Annotated in this window: 10 protein-coding genes; 4 read left to right on the top strand and 6 right to left on the bottom strand. The window is 60.0% G+C overall.

Annotation, left to right across the window (positions count from 1 at the left end):
- Positions 1–92 precede the first annotated feature (92 nt).
- The 3 genes from mapR to ACQKPC_RS28015 all read right to left on the bottom strand — a co-directional run bounded on the left by mapR (position 93) and on the right by ACQKPC_RS28015 (position 3,556).
- The gene (gene mapR, locus ACQKPC_RS28005) at positions 93–1,502 is read right to left on the bottom strand and encodes a GntR family transcriptional regulator MpaR (protein WP_008069156.1); all 1,410 of its coding nucleotides are present in this window, start codon (positions 1,500–1,502) and stop codon (positions 93–95) included.
- A 194-nt stretch (positions 1,503–1,696) separates the two neighbouring features.
- A complete protein-coding gene (gene ccoG, locus ACQKPC_RS28010; RefSeq protein ID WP_427627843.1) occupies positions 1,697–3,127 on the bottom strand; it encodes a cytochrome c oxidase accessory protein CcoG in 1,431 nt (476 codons plus the stop codon).
- A gap of 195 nt (positions 3,128–3,322) precedes the next feature.
- A complete protein-coding gene (locus ACQKPC_RS28015) occupies positions 3,323–3,556 on the bottom strand; it encodes a DUF3203 family protein (RefSeq protein ID WP_427627845.1) in 234 nt (77 codons plus the stop codon).
- Between the two features lie 129 nt (positions 3,557–3,685).
- Between ACQKPC_RS28015 and ACQKPC_RS28020 the strand changes: the two genes are divergently transcribed.
- The gene (locus ACQKPC_RS28020) at positions 3,686–4,192 is read left to right on the top strand and encodes an MgtC/SapB family protein (RefSeq protein WP_427627847.1); all 507 of its coding nucleotides are present in this window, start codon (positions 3,686–3,688) and stop codon (positions 4,190–4,192) included.
- On the opposite strand, the gene ACQKPC_RS28025 is transcribed toward ACQKPC_RS28020, so the two are convergent.
- The gene (locus tag ACQKPC_RS28025; RefSeq protein WP_427627849.1) at positions 4,193–4,378 is read right to left on the bottom strand and encodes a hypothetical protein; all 186 of its coding nucleotides are present in this window, start codon (positions 4,376–4,378) and stop codon (positions 4,193–4,195) included.
- A 216-nt stretch (positions 4,379–4,594) separates the two neighbouring features.
- On the opposite strand from ACQKPC_RS28025, the gene ACQKPC_RS28030 reads away from it, so the two are divergent.
- The 3 genes from ACQKPC_RS28030 (at position 4,595) to glgB (ending at position 12,320) form a co-directional block, all read left to right on the top strand.
- Positions 4,595–6,592, top strand: coding sequence for an alpha-1,4-glucan--maltose-1-phosphate maltosyltransferase (locus ACQKPC_RS28030; protein ID WP_427627851.1), 1,998 nt, complete (start codon positions 4,595–4,597; stop codon positions 6,590–6,592).
- A gap of 152 nt (positions 6,593–6,744) precedes the next feature.
- Positions 6,745–10,086: a maltose alpha-D-glucosyltransferase gene (gene treS / locus ACQKPC_RS28035; protein WP_427627853.1), complete on the top strand. Its 3,342-nt coding sequence runs from the start codon at positions 6,745–6,747 to the stop codon at positions 10,084–10,086.
- A gap of 2 nt (positions 10,087–10,088) precedes the next feature.
- Entirely contained in the window at positions 10,089–12,320 is a 2,232-nt protein-coding gene (gene glgB, locus ACQKPC_RS28040; RefSeq protein WP_427627855.1) for a 1,4-alpha-glucan branching protein GlgB, read from the top strand.
- A gap of 135 nt (positions 12,321–12,455) precedes the next feature.
- Here the strand turns inward: glgB and ACQKPC_RS28045 are convergent, their stop codons facing one another.
- Entirely contained in the window at positions 12,456–13,523 is a 1,068-nt protein-coding gene (locus ACQKPC_RS28045) for an autotransporter domain-containing protein (RefSeq protein WP_427627857.1), read from the bottom strand.
- A gap of 428 nt (positions 13,524–13,951) precedes the next feature.
- Entirely contained in the window at positions 13,952–14,752 is an 801-nt protein-coding gene (locus tag ACQKPC_RS28050; RefSeq protein WP_192342896.1) for an endonuclease/exonuclease/phosphatase family protein, read from the bottom strand.
- Positions 14,753–14,957: the final 205 nt, after the last annotated feature.

The following is a 14,957-nucleotide window of genomic DNA, read 5'->3' on the forward strand; positions in this document are numbered from 1 at the left end:
GGATCGGTGTGAACGCATCATTTTGTGAATACCACCGAACCCTGTGGGAGCGAGCCTGCTCGCGATAGCAATCTTGAAACGGCATAGAACCCTCAGAACGACCGCACAATCCGCCCCAACGTCTCCATCGCCTTCTCCGAATCCTCAGTCCACGGGCTCCCGTAATTCAACCGAATGCAATTCCTGAACCGCTGGGTCGGTGAAAAGATCGGCCCCGGGGCGATGCTGATCCCTTGCGCCAGCGCCATCTGAAACAACTTCAACGAATCCATCTGCGGCGGCAGTTCCAGCCACAGAAAGTACCCTCCCGCCGGCTGACTGACGCGCGTCTGGGCCGGGAAGTAGCGGGCGATGGCGGCGAGCATGGCGCTTTGCTGTTCTTCCAGGGCGTAGCGCAGTTTGCGCAGGTGCCGGTCGTAGCCGCCGTGTTGCAGGTAGTCGGCGATGGCGGCCTGGGCGGGCATCGAGGCGCAGAGTGAGGTCATCAGTTTCAGGCGCTCGATCTTTTGCGCATATCGCCCGGCCGCGACCCAGCCGATGCGGTAACCAGGGGCCAGGCTCTTGGCGAACGAACCGCAGTGCATCACCAACCCTTCGGTGTCGAAAGCCTTGGCTGGTTTCGGTGCCTGTTGCCCATAGTAGAGCTCGGCGTAGACGTCGTCCTCGATCAGCGGCACTTGGTGACTGCGCAACAACTCCACGAGTTCCTGCTTCTTCGCCTCGGGCATGGTCGCGCCCATCGGGTTCTGGAAACTGGTCATGCACCAACAGGCTTTGATCGGATGCCGTTCCAGCGTCTGGGCGAGCACGCCGAGGTCAATGCCGTCTCGCGGGTGCACGGGAATTTCCACCGCTTTGAGCTTCAGCCGTTCCAGCACTTGCAGGCTGGCGTAGAACGCCGGGGCTTCGATGGCCACCAGATCGCCGGGTTCGGTGACCGCTTGCAGGCACAGGTTCAAGGCTTCGAGGGCGCCGTTGGTGATCAGCAGTTCTTCCATGGGCAACATCAGCCCGCCGACCATGTAGCGCAGGGCGATTTGCCGACGCAGTTGCGGGTTACCCGGCGACATGTCGGTGACCACCATGCGCGGGTCCATTTCCCGGGCGGCACTGGCCAGTGAGCGGGACAACCGCTGCAGCGGGAACAGCGTGGGGCTGGGGAAGGCCGAGCCGAAGGGCACGGTGTTCGGGTCCTTGATCGAGTCCAGCACCGAGAACACCAGTTCGCTGACGTCGACTTCGGTGGATTCGTTGACCTGGCTGCTGATCACCGGCTCCGAAAACGGGCTCGGTGCATGGGTATTGACGAAGTAACCGGAGCGCGGCCGAGCGCGGATCAGACCACGGCGCTCAAGCAGGTAATAGGCCTGGAACACCGTGGACGGGCTGACCCCGTAAGTCTGGCTGGCGTAGCGCACTGACGGCACCCGCTGGCCGGGACCGAGGACGCCGGAGCGGATCAGTTCAGCGATGTCGTCGGCGAATTTTTCGTAGCGTTTCATTTAAGTCCCGGTTTGGAGCGCGCTATTGGGCAAATGGAGCTTTATGTGGCGAGGGGGCTTGCCCCCGTTGGGTTGCGCAGCAGCCCCTTCATTTGTTCATACAAGAGAATCTGGCATGCAGGTTTTACGACTGCTTCGCAGCCGAACGGGGGCAAGCCCCCTCGCCACAGGACAAAGGAGTGCATCTTAATGGCTCAACGGTTCATCGGTGCAACAAACCGGCTCTTGGCCACGCTGTTGATGTCCGGCTCATCGCTGTCGACAATCTTGAAACTGATGGTCTGCGAGCTGCTGCTCGGGCGATCCGTGGTCATCGCCACGGACACCGGCACATCCACAATCTCGCCCGGTGCCAGGCTCAGTTCGGTCTTGCCTTGCAGCTGGAAGCCATCGCCATCGACCAGCGTCAATCGATAATCCTGACGTTGCTGGGTCTTGTTGATGACCTTCAAGCTGTAGATGTTTTCGATCTGGCCTTCACTGTTCTCGCGGAACAGGCCACGGTCCTTGCTCACGTCCAGCGACACCATCGGCCGTTCCACCAGCGCCAGGGCGAGGGCGCCGATCATTACCAGTAGCACGGCGGTATAACCGATCAGTCGTGGCCTCAGAAGGTGGGTTTTGCCGCCCTGCAGTTCATGCTCCGAGGTGTAGCTGATCAGCCCACGGGCGTAGCCCATTTTGCCCATGATCGAATCGCAGGCGTCGATGCACGCGGCGCAACCGATGCATTCCATCTGCAAACCGTCGCGAATGTCGATGCCGGTCGGGCAGACCTGCACGCACAATTGGCAATCGATGCAATCACCCAGTCCGACCTCGGCCGGTTTCACGTCGCGTTTGCGCGGGCCACGGTTTTCGCCGCGGGCCACGTTATAGGAAATGGTCAGGGTGTCCTTGTCGAACATCACGCTCTGGAACCGCGCATACGGGCACATGTGCATGCACACTGCTTCGCGCAGCCAACCGGCATTGATGTAAGTGGCCCCGGTGAAGAACAGCACCCAGAACAGGCTGACACCGCCGATTTGCAAGGTCAGCAGTTCTTCGGCTAAGGGCCGGATCGGCGTGAAGTAGCCGACAAAGGTCAGGCCGGTGAGCAGGCTGATCGCCAGCCACAGGGTGTGTTTGGCCGAGCGGCGGATCAGTTTGTTCAGGCCCCAAGGCGCGGCTTGCAGCTTGATTCGCTGGTTGCGCTCGCCTTCGGTGATCTTCTCGCACCACATGAAGATCCAGGTCCAGGAACTCTGCGGGCAGGTGTAACCGCACCAGACCCGGCCTGCGAACACGGTGATCGCAAACAGGCCGAACGCAGCAATGATCAGCAGCGCCGACAGCAGAATGAAATCCTGTGGCCAGAAGGTCGCGCCGAAGATGTGGAATTTGCTTTCGGAAAGGTCCCAGAGCACTGCCTGGCGGCCCCCCCAGTTCAGCCACACGGTGCCGAAGAACAGCAGAAACAGAACCCCCGCGCCACTCATGCGCAGGGTGCGGAACACACCCGTGAAGCTGCGGGTATGGATCAGGTTGTCGCTGGATTTGGCCTTTATCTTTGGATGCAAAGGCTCATTGCTTTTTAAAAATGGGGCATTTTCAACGGTTCGGACGGGGATTCTATCGCTCATGGTCTTTCGCTCATCAGCCTCCATCAGGCCTGAGCACTATGACCAGCGATCTGTTTGCATAACAGACTCAGCTAAAGCAATAAAAAGCGGATCAGATGAATTTCTGGCACCCGCCTGCGACAACTTGATGCACCCGCAACGGCTGGCCGCAAACGCCTATGCCAGGTGTTTGCGGCGTGTGTTGATGCGGGTCAGTCAAATCACCGAATCACTGTCCGTGGCCTTCAAATGCCGGCGACTGTCCACTGCGCCTGCTACGGTCAATGCATCGGCTTCTGCTTCGGTGATGTAGATGCGCTGGCCGTCAAGGTCCACCGCCGACATGGATTTTTCCGCGTCGGTGATGATAGTCACGTCGGGGCAAAGACGAATTTCTTCGCCGTTCCTGGTGATGAAGAAGCAGGTCTGGTTTTCGATGTGCACGGTCATGGGGGGGCCCTTTTTTTGCAGGTTCTAGATCGTTAGGACGCATCCGCCGCTCATCGTTCTGTGCAACCGATTAATGGTGGGGGCGGTCCATCCTCTATCGAGTCATTACATCATCACAAGGACTGCGCCATGGACGCTTGGTGGCACGAGGTTTGGGTGACGCTGCAAGCGGAGTTCGCCGACATTGGCGATGCTTCACAACTGACGCGCATTACCGTGCGCTTGCTGATGGCCGCCGTGCTGGGCGGCATTCTCGGTTTCGAACGTGAACAGAAGGGCAAGGCCGCCGGGGTTCGCACCCATATGCTGGTGGCGCTGGGCGCGGCGCTGTTTGTGCTGGTGCCGCAGATGTCGGGGTCCCAGGCCGATGCCATGAGCCGGGTGGTGCAGGGCGTGATCGCCGGCATCGGCTTTCTCGGTGCCGGGACTATCCTGAAAAACACCGATGGCGACGAGGGTCATGTCAAAGGCCTGACCACCGCCGCCGGTTTGTGGATGACGGCGGCCATTGGTGTTTCGGCCGGGATGGGCCGCGAGGCGACAGCGGTGCTCAGTACGTTGCTGGCGTTGGTGATCCTCGGTGTGATGCCGGTCGTTGTGCGCCAGCTGGAAAAGGACCGCCCCCCGCACGACTGATCACTCAGGGGTGACGATTTCCGGTGGCTGTACAGTCGGTGGCTCTTCGCGCGGTGGCGGGTTGGTGCCCGGCGGATCCTGTTCAGGGACGGGGGCGGGTTCGGTCGGCGGTGTTGGCTGTATCGGCGGTACCGTCGGCTCATCGATGTTCGGATCAGGTGTCTCGGCGGGGACAGGAATACTCATCGATACAGTCTCCAGTGGCAGATGGCGTGAGTCGTGCTTAAGTTGGTTGACCCGTACACAGGGAATTTGATTCCCCGAAAGACTTGGCAAATCCCTCTGAACTTTTACCGGCGCCTGCTGTTCGGAACTTAAGTGAGTTCATGTCGGGGCAGACCGCTTCGTGTGAACGACGACCAGGCACAAGAGCGTCCTTGGGGCGTTAAGGAGAGATGCTCGATGACCGCTGAAAAACCCACAGAGTTGAGCTACAACCCGCATATACCGCTGTCGCAGGCGTTACTGCTACCGCGGATCGTGATCGAAAACACCATGCCGACCCTCGATGGCGGGCAATTCGCCGTTAAAGCCGTGATTGATCAGGACGTGGTGGTGACCAGCAAGGTGTTTGCCGACGGTCACGACAAACTGGCCGTGCGCATCCGCTGGCGTGCCGAGGGCGACGAAACCTGGCAGAGCGAGGTGATGGCCGAGCTGGGCAATAACGGCTGGCAGGGCCAGTTTCGTGTGCAGAAGCAGGGCCGTTATGTGTTCTGCCTCGAAGCCTGGATCGATCAGTTCGCCAGCTTTTGTTATGAACTGAAAAAAAAGCACGACGCCGGCGTCTCGGTCAGCCTGGAATTGCAGGAAGGGCGCACCCACGTCCAGCAGGCAGCCGAACGCTCTGAAGGCCCGCTCAGTGAACAACTGGCGGCGTTGCACCATGAGCTGTCCGGTCTGCTCGAAACCGAGCAGGTCGCCTTGTTTCTGCACCAACGCAGCGCGGACTTGATGGCCCAGGCCGACCATCGCCCCTTCCTGAGCCTGAGCCCTGAATACCCGGTGGATGTGGAGCGAGATCTGGCACAGTTTGCCAGTTGGTATGAATTGTTTCCGCGTTCGATCACCGACGATCCGGCCCGCCATGGCACTTTCAACGACGTGCATTCGCGGCTGCCGATGATCCAGGACATGGGCTTCGACGTGCTGTACTTCACGCCCATCCACCCGATCGGCCGCAGCTACCGCAAAGGCCCGAACAATTCGTTGATCGCCGGCCCGGACGACCCGGGTAGCCCTTACGCTATTGGCAGCGAAGAGGGTGGGCATGAGGCGATTCACTCGGAACTGGGTACTCGCGAAGATTTTCGCCGGCTCGTCGCGGCCGCCGCGGAGCACGGGCTGGAAGTCGCCCTCGACTTTGCGATTCAGTGTTCCCAGGACCACCCGTGGCTCAAACAGCACCCGGGCTGGTTCAACTGGCGGCCGGACGGCACGATCAAATACGCCGAGAACCCGCCGAAGAAATACCAGGACATCGTCAACGTCGATTTCTATGCCGTGGACGCGATTCCCGGCCTGTGGATCGAATTGCGCGACATTGTCGTGGGCTGGGTCAAGGAGGGCGTGAAGCTGTTTCGCGTCGACAACCCTCACACTAAACCGTTGCCGTTCTGGCAGTGGATGATCGCCGATGTGCGGGCGCTGTACCCCGAGGTGATCTTCCTGGCCGAAGCCTTTACCACCCCGGCGATGATGGCGCGTTTGGGCAAGGTCGGTTACTCCCAGAGCTACACCTATTTCACCTGGCGCAACACCAAGACCGAGCTGGCGACTTATTTCACCGAACTCAATGAGTCGCCGTGGCGTGAATGCTACCGGCCGAATTTTTTCGTCAACACGCCGGACATCAACCCGGCGTTCCTGCATGAATCCGGGCGCGCCGGTTTTCTCATCCGTGCCGCGCTGGCGACCATGGGTTCCGGGCTGTGGGGCATGTATTCGGGGTTTGAACTATGTGAAGCGGCACCGGTACCGGGCCGGGAGGAATACCTCAATTCCGAGAAGTACGAAATCCGCCCACGAGACTTCAATGCGCCGGGCAACATCATTGCCGAAATCGCCCAGCTCAACCGCATCCGCCGGCAGAACCCGGCGCTGCACACGCACTTGGGCCTGAAGGTCTACAACGCGTGGAACGACAATATTTTGTACTTCGGCAAACGCAGCGTCGACGGCAGCAATTTCATTCTGGTGGCGGTCAGCCTCGATCCGCATCACGCCCAGGAGGCAAACTTCGAATTGCCGCTGTGGGAAATGGGCCTGCCCGATGATGCCGTCACTCAGGGCGAAGACATGATGAACGGCCACCGCTGGACCTGGCACGGCAAGTACCAGTTCATGCGGATCGAGCCGTGGCATCTGCCGTTCGGGATTTGGAGGATTACTACTTCTTGACCGTCATGATAGTTCCCACGCTCTGCGTGGGAATGCCGCCCTGGACGCTCTGCGTCCGCCGCTGTGACGCAGAGCGTCACTGGATGCATTCCCACGCAGAGCGTGGGAACGATCTAGGCCAAGGCGTTCTCTAGTATCAACAGGAGTTACAAATGGCGAAGAAACCCAGGTCAGCCACCTTTATCAAGGACCCGCTCTGGTACAAGGATGCGGTGATCTACCAGGTTCACGTTAAGTCTTTTTTCGACTCCAACAACGACGGGATCGGCGACTTTCCCGGCCTTATCGCCAAACTCGATTACATTGCCGATCTGGGCGTCAACACCATCTGGCTGTTGCCGTTCTACCCCTCGCCACGACGTGACGATGGCTATGACATCGCTGAATACCGTGGCGTACACCCTGACTACGGCACCTTGGCCGATGCCAAGCGCTTCATTGCCGAGGCCCATAAACGCGGGCTGCGGGTGATTACCGAATTGGTCATCAACCACACCTCGGACCAGCACGCGTGGTTCCAGCGCGCGCGCAAGGCCAAGCCCGGTTCGGCGGCTCGCGACTTCTATGTCTGGTCCGATAACGACCAGAAATACGACGGTACCCGCATCATTTTTCTCGACACCGAAAAGTCCAACTGGACCTGGGACCCGGTGGCCGGTCAGTACTTCTGGCACCGTTTCTATTCCCACCAGCCGGACCTGAACTTCGACAACCCGCAAGTGATGAAAGCGGTGCTGTCGGTAATGCGCTATTGGCTCGACATGGGCATCGACGGTCTGCGGCTGGATGCGATCCCGTACCTGATCGAGCGCGACGGCACCAACAACGAAAACCTGCCCGAGACCCACGACGTCCTCAAGCAGATCCGTGCCGAGATCGACGCCAATTACCCCGATCGCATGCTGCTGGCCGAGGCCAATCAGTGGCCGGAAGACACTCAGTTGTACTTTGGCAACACCTCTGCCGACGGCCAGAACGGCGACGAATGCCACATGGCCTTTCACTTCCCGTTGATGCCGCGCATGTACATGGCGCTGGCTCAGGAAGATCGCTTCCCGATCACCGACATTCTGCGCCAGACCCCGGAAATTCCCGCCAACTGCCAGTGGGCGATTTTCCTGCGCAACCACGATGAGCTGACCCTGGAAATGGTCACCGACCGGGAGCGCGATTACCTGTGGAATTACTACGCCGCCGACCGCCGGGCGCGAATCAATCTGGGGATTCGCCGGCGTCTGGCGCCGTTGATGGAACGTGATCGTCGTCGCGTGGAATTGCTCAACAGTTTGCTGCTGTCGATGCCTGGCACGCCGACCCTGTATTACGGCGATGAAATCGGCATGGGCGATAACATCTACCTCGGCGACCGCGACGGTGTGCGCACGCCGATGCAATGGTCGATCGACCGTAATGGCGGTTTCTCCCGCGCCGACCCGGCCAGTCTGGTGTTGCCGCCGATCATGGACCCGCTCTATGGCTATCTGTCGGTCAACGTCGAAACCCAGGCGGGTGACCCTCATTCATTGTTGAACTGGAACCGGCGCCTGCTCGCGGTGCGCAAGCAGTCCAAGGCCTTCGGTCGTGGGACGCTGAAGATGCTTTCGCCGAGCAATCGACGGATCCTGGCGTATACCCGCGAATTCACCGGCCCGGACGGCAAGCACGAGATCATTTTGTGCGTGGCCAACGTGTCCCGCAGCGCACAAGCGGCGGAACTGGACCTGTCGGCGTACGTCGGCATGGTTCCGGTGGAGATGCTCGGCGGCAATGCGTTCCCGCCCATCGGCCAGTTGAATTTCCTGCTGACGCTGGCGCCTTACGGTTTTTATTGGTTCGGGCTGGCGGCGGAAAACCAAATGCCGAGCTGGCACGTGGAACCGGCGCAAAGCCTGCCGGACTTCACCACCCTGGTGCTGAAGAAGCGCATGGAAGAGCTGCTCGAAGCGCCATCCCGCCACACCCTGGAGCAGGGCATTCTGCCGAGCTGGTTGCAGAACCGCCGCTGGTACGCCGGCAAGGACGGCGTCATCGACAGCGTCAACCTCGCTTACGGCGTGCGTTTCGGCGACCCGCAGCATCCCGTGCTGCTGGGTGAGATCGACGTCACCAGCGGCGGTCAGACCAGTCGTTACCAGTTGCCATTCGGTTTTATCTCCGAGGAACAGGTCGGCGCGGCCTTGCCGCAGCAATTGGCACTGGCCCGAGTCCGGCGCGGGCGTCAGGTCGGTTTGATCACCGATGCTTTCAGCCTCGACAGCTTTGTTCATGCCGTGTTGCAGAGCATGCAGGCCGGCATGGTGTTGCCGTCAGACGGTGGCGAGATCCGTTTCGAGCCGACCGACGAACTGACCAGGCTTGGCCTGACGGCCGAGTCGGAGGTGCGGTATCTGTCCGCCGAGCAGTCCAACAGTTCGGTGGTGATCGGCAGCAGCCTGGTGCTGAAATTGATCCGCAAGGTCGCGTCAGGCGTGCACCCGGAACTGGAAATGAGTGCGTACCTGACCCATGCCGGTTTCAGCAATATTTCGCCACTGCTGGGGGCGGTGATTCGTCGCGATGCAGCGGGTGAGGACACGCTGTTGATGATCGCCCAAGGCTACTTGAGCAATCAGGGCGACGCGTGGGAGTGGACCCAGAACAACCTCGAACGGGCGCTTCGCGATGAACTCGCCGATGCCGTGTCGGAGCAGGAGCAGCATTACAACGCCCTCGGCGAGCTGAAGGATTTTGCCGGCATGCTTGGCCAGCGCCTGGGGGAAATGCATCAGGTGTTGGCGGCCCCGAGCGCTAACCCGGACTTCGCCCCACAAATCACTACCCAGAAAGATGCCCTGGCCTCGGCCAAGGACGTGGCGGCGCAACTGGAACATGCCCTGAAGCTGCTCAAGCAGCATCAAACTGAACTGAACGCCGCGGATCAGGCATTGGTCAGTCACCTGCTGGACAACAAAAAAGCCATCCTCAGCCATGTTCAGGAGTTGGGTAAGAAAGCGGCTGGTGGCCTGCGCATTCGCGTCCATGGTGACTTGCACCTGGGGCAGGTGCTGGTGATCAAGGGCGATGCCTACCTGATCGATTTCGAGGGCGAGCCGGCGCGGCCGCTGCATGAGCGCCGAGGCAAACACAGCCCTTATAAAGATGTCAGCGGCGTGTTGCGCTCCTTCGATTATGCCGCGGCGATGACGATCAACGTGCATAACGTCGATAACACCGTCGAGGCCCAGGCCGCGCGTCAACGGGTTGCCGATCGTTATCTGAAAGAGGCGCGGCAAGCATTTGTCGACGCTTATCGGCTGGCGGCAGCTAGTCTTGCTCATGCATGGCAAGATCCTGAAGGCGAGGACGCCGCGCTGGCGTTGTTCGGTCTGGAGAAGGCGGCTTATGAAGTGGCCTATGAGGCTGAAAATCGCCCCACCTGGCTGCCCGTGCCGTTGCACGGTCTGTACGGGTTATTGAGTGGGCTCAAACCCTTTTCCGATCTTGGTGGAGAGTAGTCATGAGTATCTCGAACAAGGAACAGGGGCACGTGGAACAGGCGCTGCTGCCCAGGGCACGGGATATCGATGCGTTGGTTCGCGCTGAGCATCGGGATCCCTTCGCAATTCTCGGCCCGCACGGCGATGGCGCTGGCGGGCAATTCATTCGAGCCTATCTACCGGACGCCTTGAGCGTGCAGGTGGTGGACAAGGAATCCGGGGAAGAGCTCGGCAGCCTTGAGACTACCCAAACCCCGGGGTTGTTCGTCGGGCACTTCGAGCGGGCCCGACCCTATCAGTTGCGAACCCGTTGGGCCGGTGGCGAGCAACTCGCCGAGGACCCTTACAGCTTTGGCTCGTTACTCGGCGAGATGGATTTGTACCTGTTCGCCGAGGGCAATCACCGGGACTTGAGCAGTTGCCTCGGCGCGCAGCTGAAGACGGTCGATGGCGTGGAGGGTGTGCGCTTCGCCGTGTGGGCGCCGAATGCCAGAAGGGTCTCGGTGGTTGGCGATTTCAACGTCTGGGACGGTCGTCGTCATCCGATGCGTCTGCGCCATCCCACCGGTGTCTGGGAGTTGTTCATTCCGCGCCTGCAAGCGGGGGAAGCCTACAAATACGAAATCCTCGGCGCCCATGGCATTCTGCCGCTCAAGGCCGACCCGATGGCCCTTGCCACCTCTTTGCCACCGGACACTGCATCGAAAGTCGCCGCGCCGTTGAAAATAGAATGGCAGGACCACGACTGGATGCAGTCGCGGGGCGAGCGTCAGCGAACCAGCGCACCGTTGTCGATCTACGAATTGCACGCCGGTTCCTGGCAATGCGAGCTGGATGACCTGGGCGAGGTCGCCCGTCAGTACACCTGGCCCGAGTTGGCCGAGCGGCTGATTCCTTATGTGAAGGAGCTGGGTTTCACCCACATCGAACTGATGCCGATCATGGAGCATCCGTTCGGTGGCTCCTGGGGGTATCAACTGCTGTCGCAATTTGCCCCGAGCGCCCGTTACGGCACGCCGGATGAATTCGCCGCGTTCGTCAATGCCTGTCACCAGGCCGAGATTGGCGTGATCCTCGATTGGGTGCCGGCGCATTTCCCCACCGATACCCACGGCCTGGCACAGTTCGATGGCACGGCGTTGTATGAGTACGGCAACCCGCAGGAAGGTTTTCACCAGGACTGGGACACGCTGATCTACAACCTGGGCCGCACCGAGGTGCACGGTTACATGCTGGCCTCGGCGCTGCACTGGCTCAAGCATTTCCACGTCGATGGCCTGCGCGTGGACGCAGTGGCGTCGATGCTGTATCGCGATTACTCGCGCAAGGCCGGCGAATGGGTGCCCAACCGTCACGGCGGTAGGGAGAATCTGGAGGCCATTGATTTTCTGCGTCATCTCAATGACGTGGTGGCTCTGGAAACCCCGGGCGCGCTGGTGATTGCCGAAGAGTCCACGGCGTGGCCGGGTGTCAGCCAGAGCACGCAACAGGGTGGGCTGGGTTTTGCCTATAAGTGGAACATGGGCTGGATGCACGACTCGCTGCATTACATTCAGCAGGATCCGGTATACCGCGCCCATCATCACAACGAGCTGAGTTTCGGCCTGGTGTATGCCTGGTCCGAACGTTTCATCCTGCCGATTTCTCACGATGAAGTGGTGCATGGCAAGCATTCGCTGATTGACAAGATGCCGGGGGATCGCTGGCAGAAGTTTGCCAATTTGCGGGCTTATCTGAGTTTCATGTGGACGCATCCGGGCAAGAAATTGTTGTTCATGGGCTGCGAATTCGGCCAGTGGCGTGAGTGGAATCACGATCAGCAACTGGACTGGTATTTACTGCAATACCCGGAACACCAGGGGGTGCGCAAACTGGTCGGTGACCTGAATCGGTTGTATCGCGAAGAACCGGCGCTGCACGATCAGGACGATGCCCCGCAAGGCTTCCAGTGGTTGATCGGCGACGATGCGGTCAACAGCGTCTACGCCTGGTTGCGCTGGAGCAAGGAGGGCAGGCCGGTATTGGTGGTGGCCAACTTTACCCCGGTGCCGCGTCAGTCCTATCGTGTCGGCGTACCGTTTGCCGGGCGTTGGGTCGAGTTGATCAACAGCGACGCCGACACTTACGCCGGGTCCAATTGCGGCAATGGTGGCGGGGTGTTCACCGACGAAGAACCGAGCCATGGCCAGGCCCTCTCACTGGAGTTGAATTTGCCGCCGTTGGGGGTGTTGATTCTGCGGCCGGAGGGTTGATCTAAAACCGCGTCCTGATCGTTCCCACGCTCTGCGTGGGAATGCAGCCCGGGACGCTCCGCGTCCCAAGAGCGGACGCAGAGCGTCCATTGAGGCATTCCCACGCGGAGCGTGGGAACGATCATCGGCCAGGCTTCACCACCGCATCCGCACCCCCAAACTGCCAATCAACCCGTTCAAATCATTGTCATCCACATCGCTGCTGTAATCGGCGCTGATGTACAGGCTGACCAAAGGCGTCACTCTGGCTACCAGCCCCAAACCCACATCCACCGTCGAGGATTTGCGGCTGCTGCTGATTTTGTCGACCTGATCCAGGCTCACGGTATTACCGGTGTATACCGTGTGCCACACGTTGGTGCGCACATAGGGTTCGACCGGCAGGCCATTGATATCGTAACTGCCTTTCAAGCGTGCACCGACCCGACCGCTCCAGGACGACATATCGCTGGAGGAGCCGTTGCCGGAGCCGGCATAGGGCGTATCCAGCGTAATGCGTTGATTGATTAACTGCGCCTGGGGTTCGATCACCCAGTTATTACCCAGGCCAATCGGGAAACCACCTTCCACCGACAGCGTCACCGCGCTGCCTTCGGTGGCTTGTCGCGCGCCTTGGTCATTGCGGCTGTAGCCGTTGACCCGGCCGCCGCTGGCGCTCAAGTCTACGTGCCAGCCTTGCGGTCCGGTCAGGCTCCAGTAGGCGCCGAGACTCTGGCCTTGAAGGTTGAGCGTGTCATGGCCGGGATCGGCGAGGGCGCGACTGGTCAGCAGACCGTTGTCATTGCCCTGGAATTGGGTAGTGCCGCCGATCAGTCCGACCCGCTGGGTATGGCCGCTGTTGCTTTGGACGGTCAGCAGCGCCGGGCCTTTGAATTCGCTGGCGCCGGGGATGGAAGAACCCTGGGCCAGATAGTCGGTTTGGGCCTGCCGTGAGGTCTTTCCATAGACGTGGTCCCAAGCCGAAGGCGCGGCGTCTTCGACCGTCAGGCGTGAGCTTTGTAAGTCTGGATTGACGCGAGAACGACCGGGATACGTGGCGGAGCCAGTGGGCAAGGTAAGGGTCGGCAGTGCCTGGTTATACCAAAGCGTTGGTTCATCCTCGGCAGACGAGGCCCGCACCTCCATGGATGAGCACAGCAGGAGTGAACCTGTGACCGTGCAAAAAGTGATTTTGATCTCTTGTGAGGTGAATGAAGTTTTCATGGGGGTCTACCTTGCAATCGCATGCGTATCTCGCTTTGGCGTCTCTCCTACCCCGAATGAGGGGCGACCGAATGGATTGAGGCAAGGTCAGACCCGCCCGTTTTTACAGGAGTCTGGTGGCTTGCCCCTGATGGATTTCCGGGGGTAGTAAGCACTAGCTAAGAAGACTGCTGGCGCTGCGTCAAGAAAGTGGCCGATAAGCGGTATGGCTATTTTAGGTGTTGTAAGTGACTGATTTTTGGCGCGTATATAAGTTGTTGTTTGTGCGAAAAATCATCCAGAAAGGCGCGGGCCAGACGCGTTGGGTAGGGGGCTATCGGTTGTTTGGTGGATGATCCAGTGCAGGATAAACAAACGGCGTCGGCGCGCCATTGCTGTCATTTTTTCTGTCAGAGTTGGCAGTCCTTGGCGACTGTCATTTGACGGTGTTACAGGCGCACTTCCACCGCCAGCGGCAAATGGTCCGACAGATGCGTCCAGGGTTTGTGGCCAAGTATTCGCGGTTCATGACTGCTGGCGTTACGCAGGTAGATCCGGTCCAGGCGCAGGAGGGGAAAACGTGCCGGGTAAGTTTTCGCCGGTCGGCCATGATGGCGTTCGAAGGCTTCATGCAGGTAGTCGCGCCGGGCGAGGGCTGCATTGCCTTGCAACTGCCAGTCGTTGAAATCGCCGGCAATAATCACCGGGGCGTCATCGGGCAACGATTCGAGCAACAGGCAGAGCAACTGCAGTTGCAGTTGTCGATGGCTTTCCAACAGGCTCAGGTGCACGCAAATGGCATGCACTTCGGCATGCCCTGGCACATCCAGTACGCAATGCAACAACCCGCGCCGCTCGGGGCCGGTAATCGAGACGTCGAGGTTGCGAAATTCGCGGATCGGGTATTTCGACAGCAGGGCATTGCCGTGGTGGCCGTCGGGGTAGACCGCGTTGCGACCGTAAGCGAAATCGCTCCACATGCTATCGGCCAGGAACTCGTATTGCGAGGTCTGTGGCCAGTCGTTGTAGCGGGAAGAATGCCGGTCGTGCTCACCGACCACTTCCTGCAGAAACACCAGGTCTGCCGACGTGCTGCGTACCGCTTCACGCAACTCCGGGAGGATGAAACGCCGGTTGAGGGCAGTGAAGCCTTTATGGGTGTTGACCGTCAGCACTCTGAGTCGATGAACCGCCGCAGGCGTGTTCGGTGGCATAGATTCGACGGCCTGTCGTTCGGCATCGCTGGTCACGTTCACTCCTCTGAATCAGGCTGATGTATGCATGCGACTGGTGCATGGGCGTGCAGTTCAGTTTGAGCGACGCCAATCCAATGTGGGAGCGGGCTTTTGTGGGTGGGGGCTTTTGTGGCGAGGGGGCTTGCCCCCGTTCGGCTGCGAAGCAGTCGCAAAGCTTTTGGGGCCGCTTCGCGACCCAACGGGGGCAAGCCCCCTCGCC

This window comes from Pseudomonas sp. NPDC089918, from assembly GCF_050280605.1.
Lineage (GTDB): Bacteria > Pseudomonadota > Gammaproteobacteria > Pseudomonadales > Pseudomonadaceae > Aquipseudomonas.

What these genes read in the sequence shown, in the direction of transcription:
- ACQKPC_RS28045 (WP_427627857.1), bottom strand. Translation starts at nt 13,523, where the DNA reads ATGAAAACTTCATTCACCTCACAAGAGATCAAAATCACTTTTTGCACG.
- ACQKPC_RS28015 (WP_427627845.1), bottom strand. Translation starts at nt 3,556, where the DNA reads ATGACCGTGCACATCGAAAACCAGACCTGCTTCTTCATCACCAGGAAC.
- ACQKPC_RS28030 (WP_427627851.1), top strand. Translation starts at nt 4,595, where the DNA reads ATGACCGCTGAAAAACCCACAGAGTTGAGCTACAACCCGCATATACCG.
- ACQKPC_RS28020 (WP_427627847.1), top strand. Translation starts at nt 3,686, where the DNA reads ATGGACGCTTGGTGGCACGAGGTTTGGGTGACGCTGCAAGCGGAGTTC.
- treS (WP_427627853.1), top strand. Translation starts at nt 6,745, where the DNA reads ATGGCGAAGAAACCCAGGTCAGCCACCTTTATCAAGGACCCGCTCTGG.
- ACQKPC_RS28025 (WP_427627849.1), bottom strand. Translation starts at nt 4,378, where the DNA reads ATGAGTATTCCTGTCCCCGCCGAGACACCTGATCCGAACATCGATGAG.
- ccoG (WP_427627843.1), bottom strand. Translation starts at nt 3,127, where the DNA reads ATGAGCGATAGAATCCCCGTCCGAACCGTTGAAAATGCCCCATTTTTA.
- mapR (WP_008069156.1), bottom strand. Translation starts at nt 1,502, where the DNA reads ATGAAACGCTACGAAAAATTCGCCGACGACATCGCTGAACTGATCCGC.
- glgB (WP_427627855.1), top strand. Translation starts at nt 10,089, where the DNA reads ATGAGTATCTCGAACAAGGAACAGGGGCACGTGGAACAGGCGCTGCTG.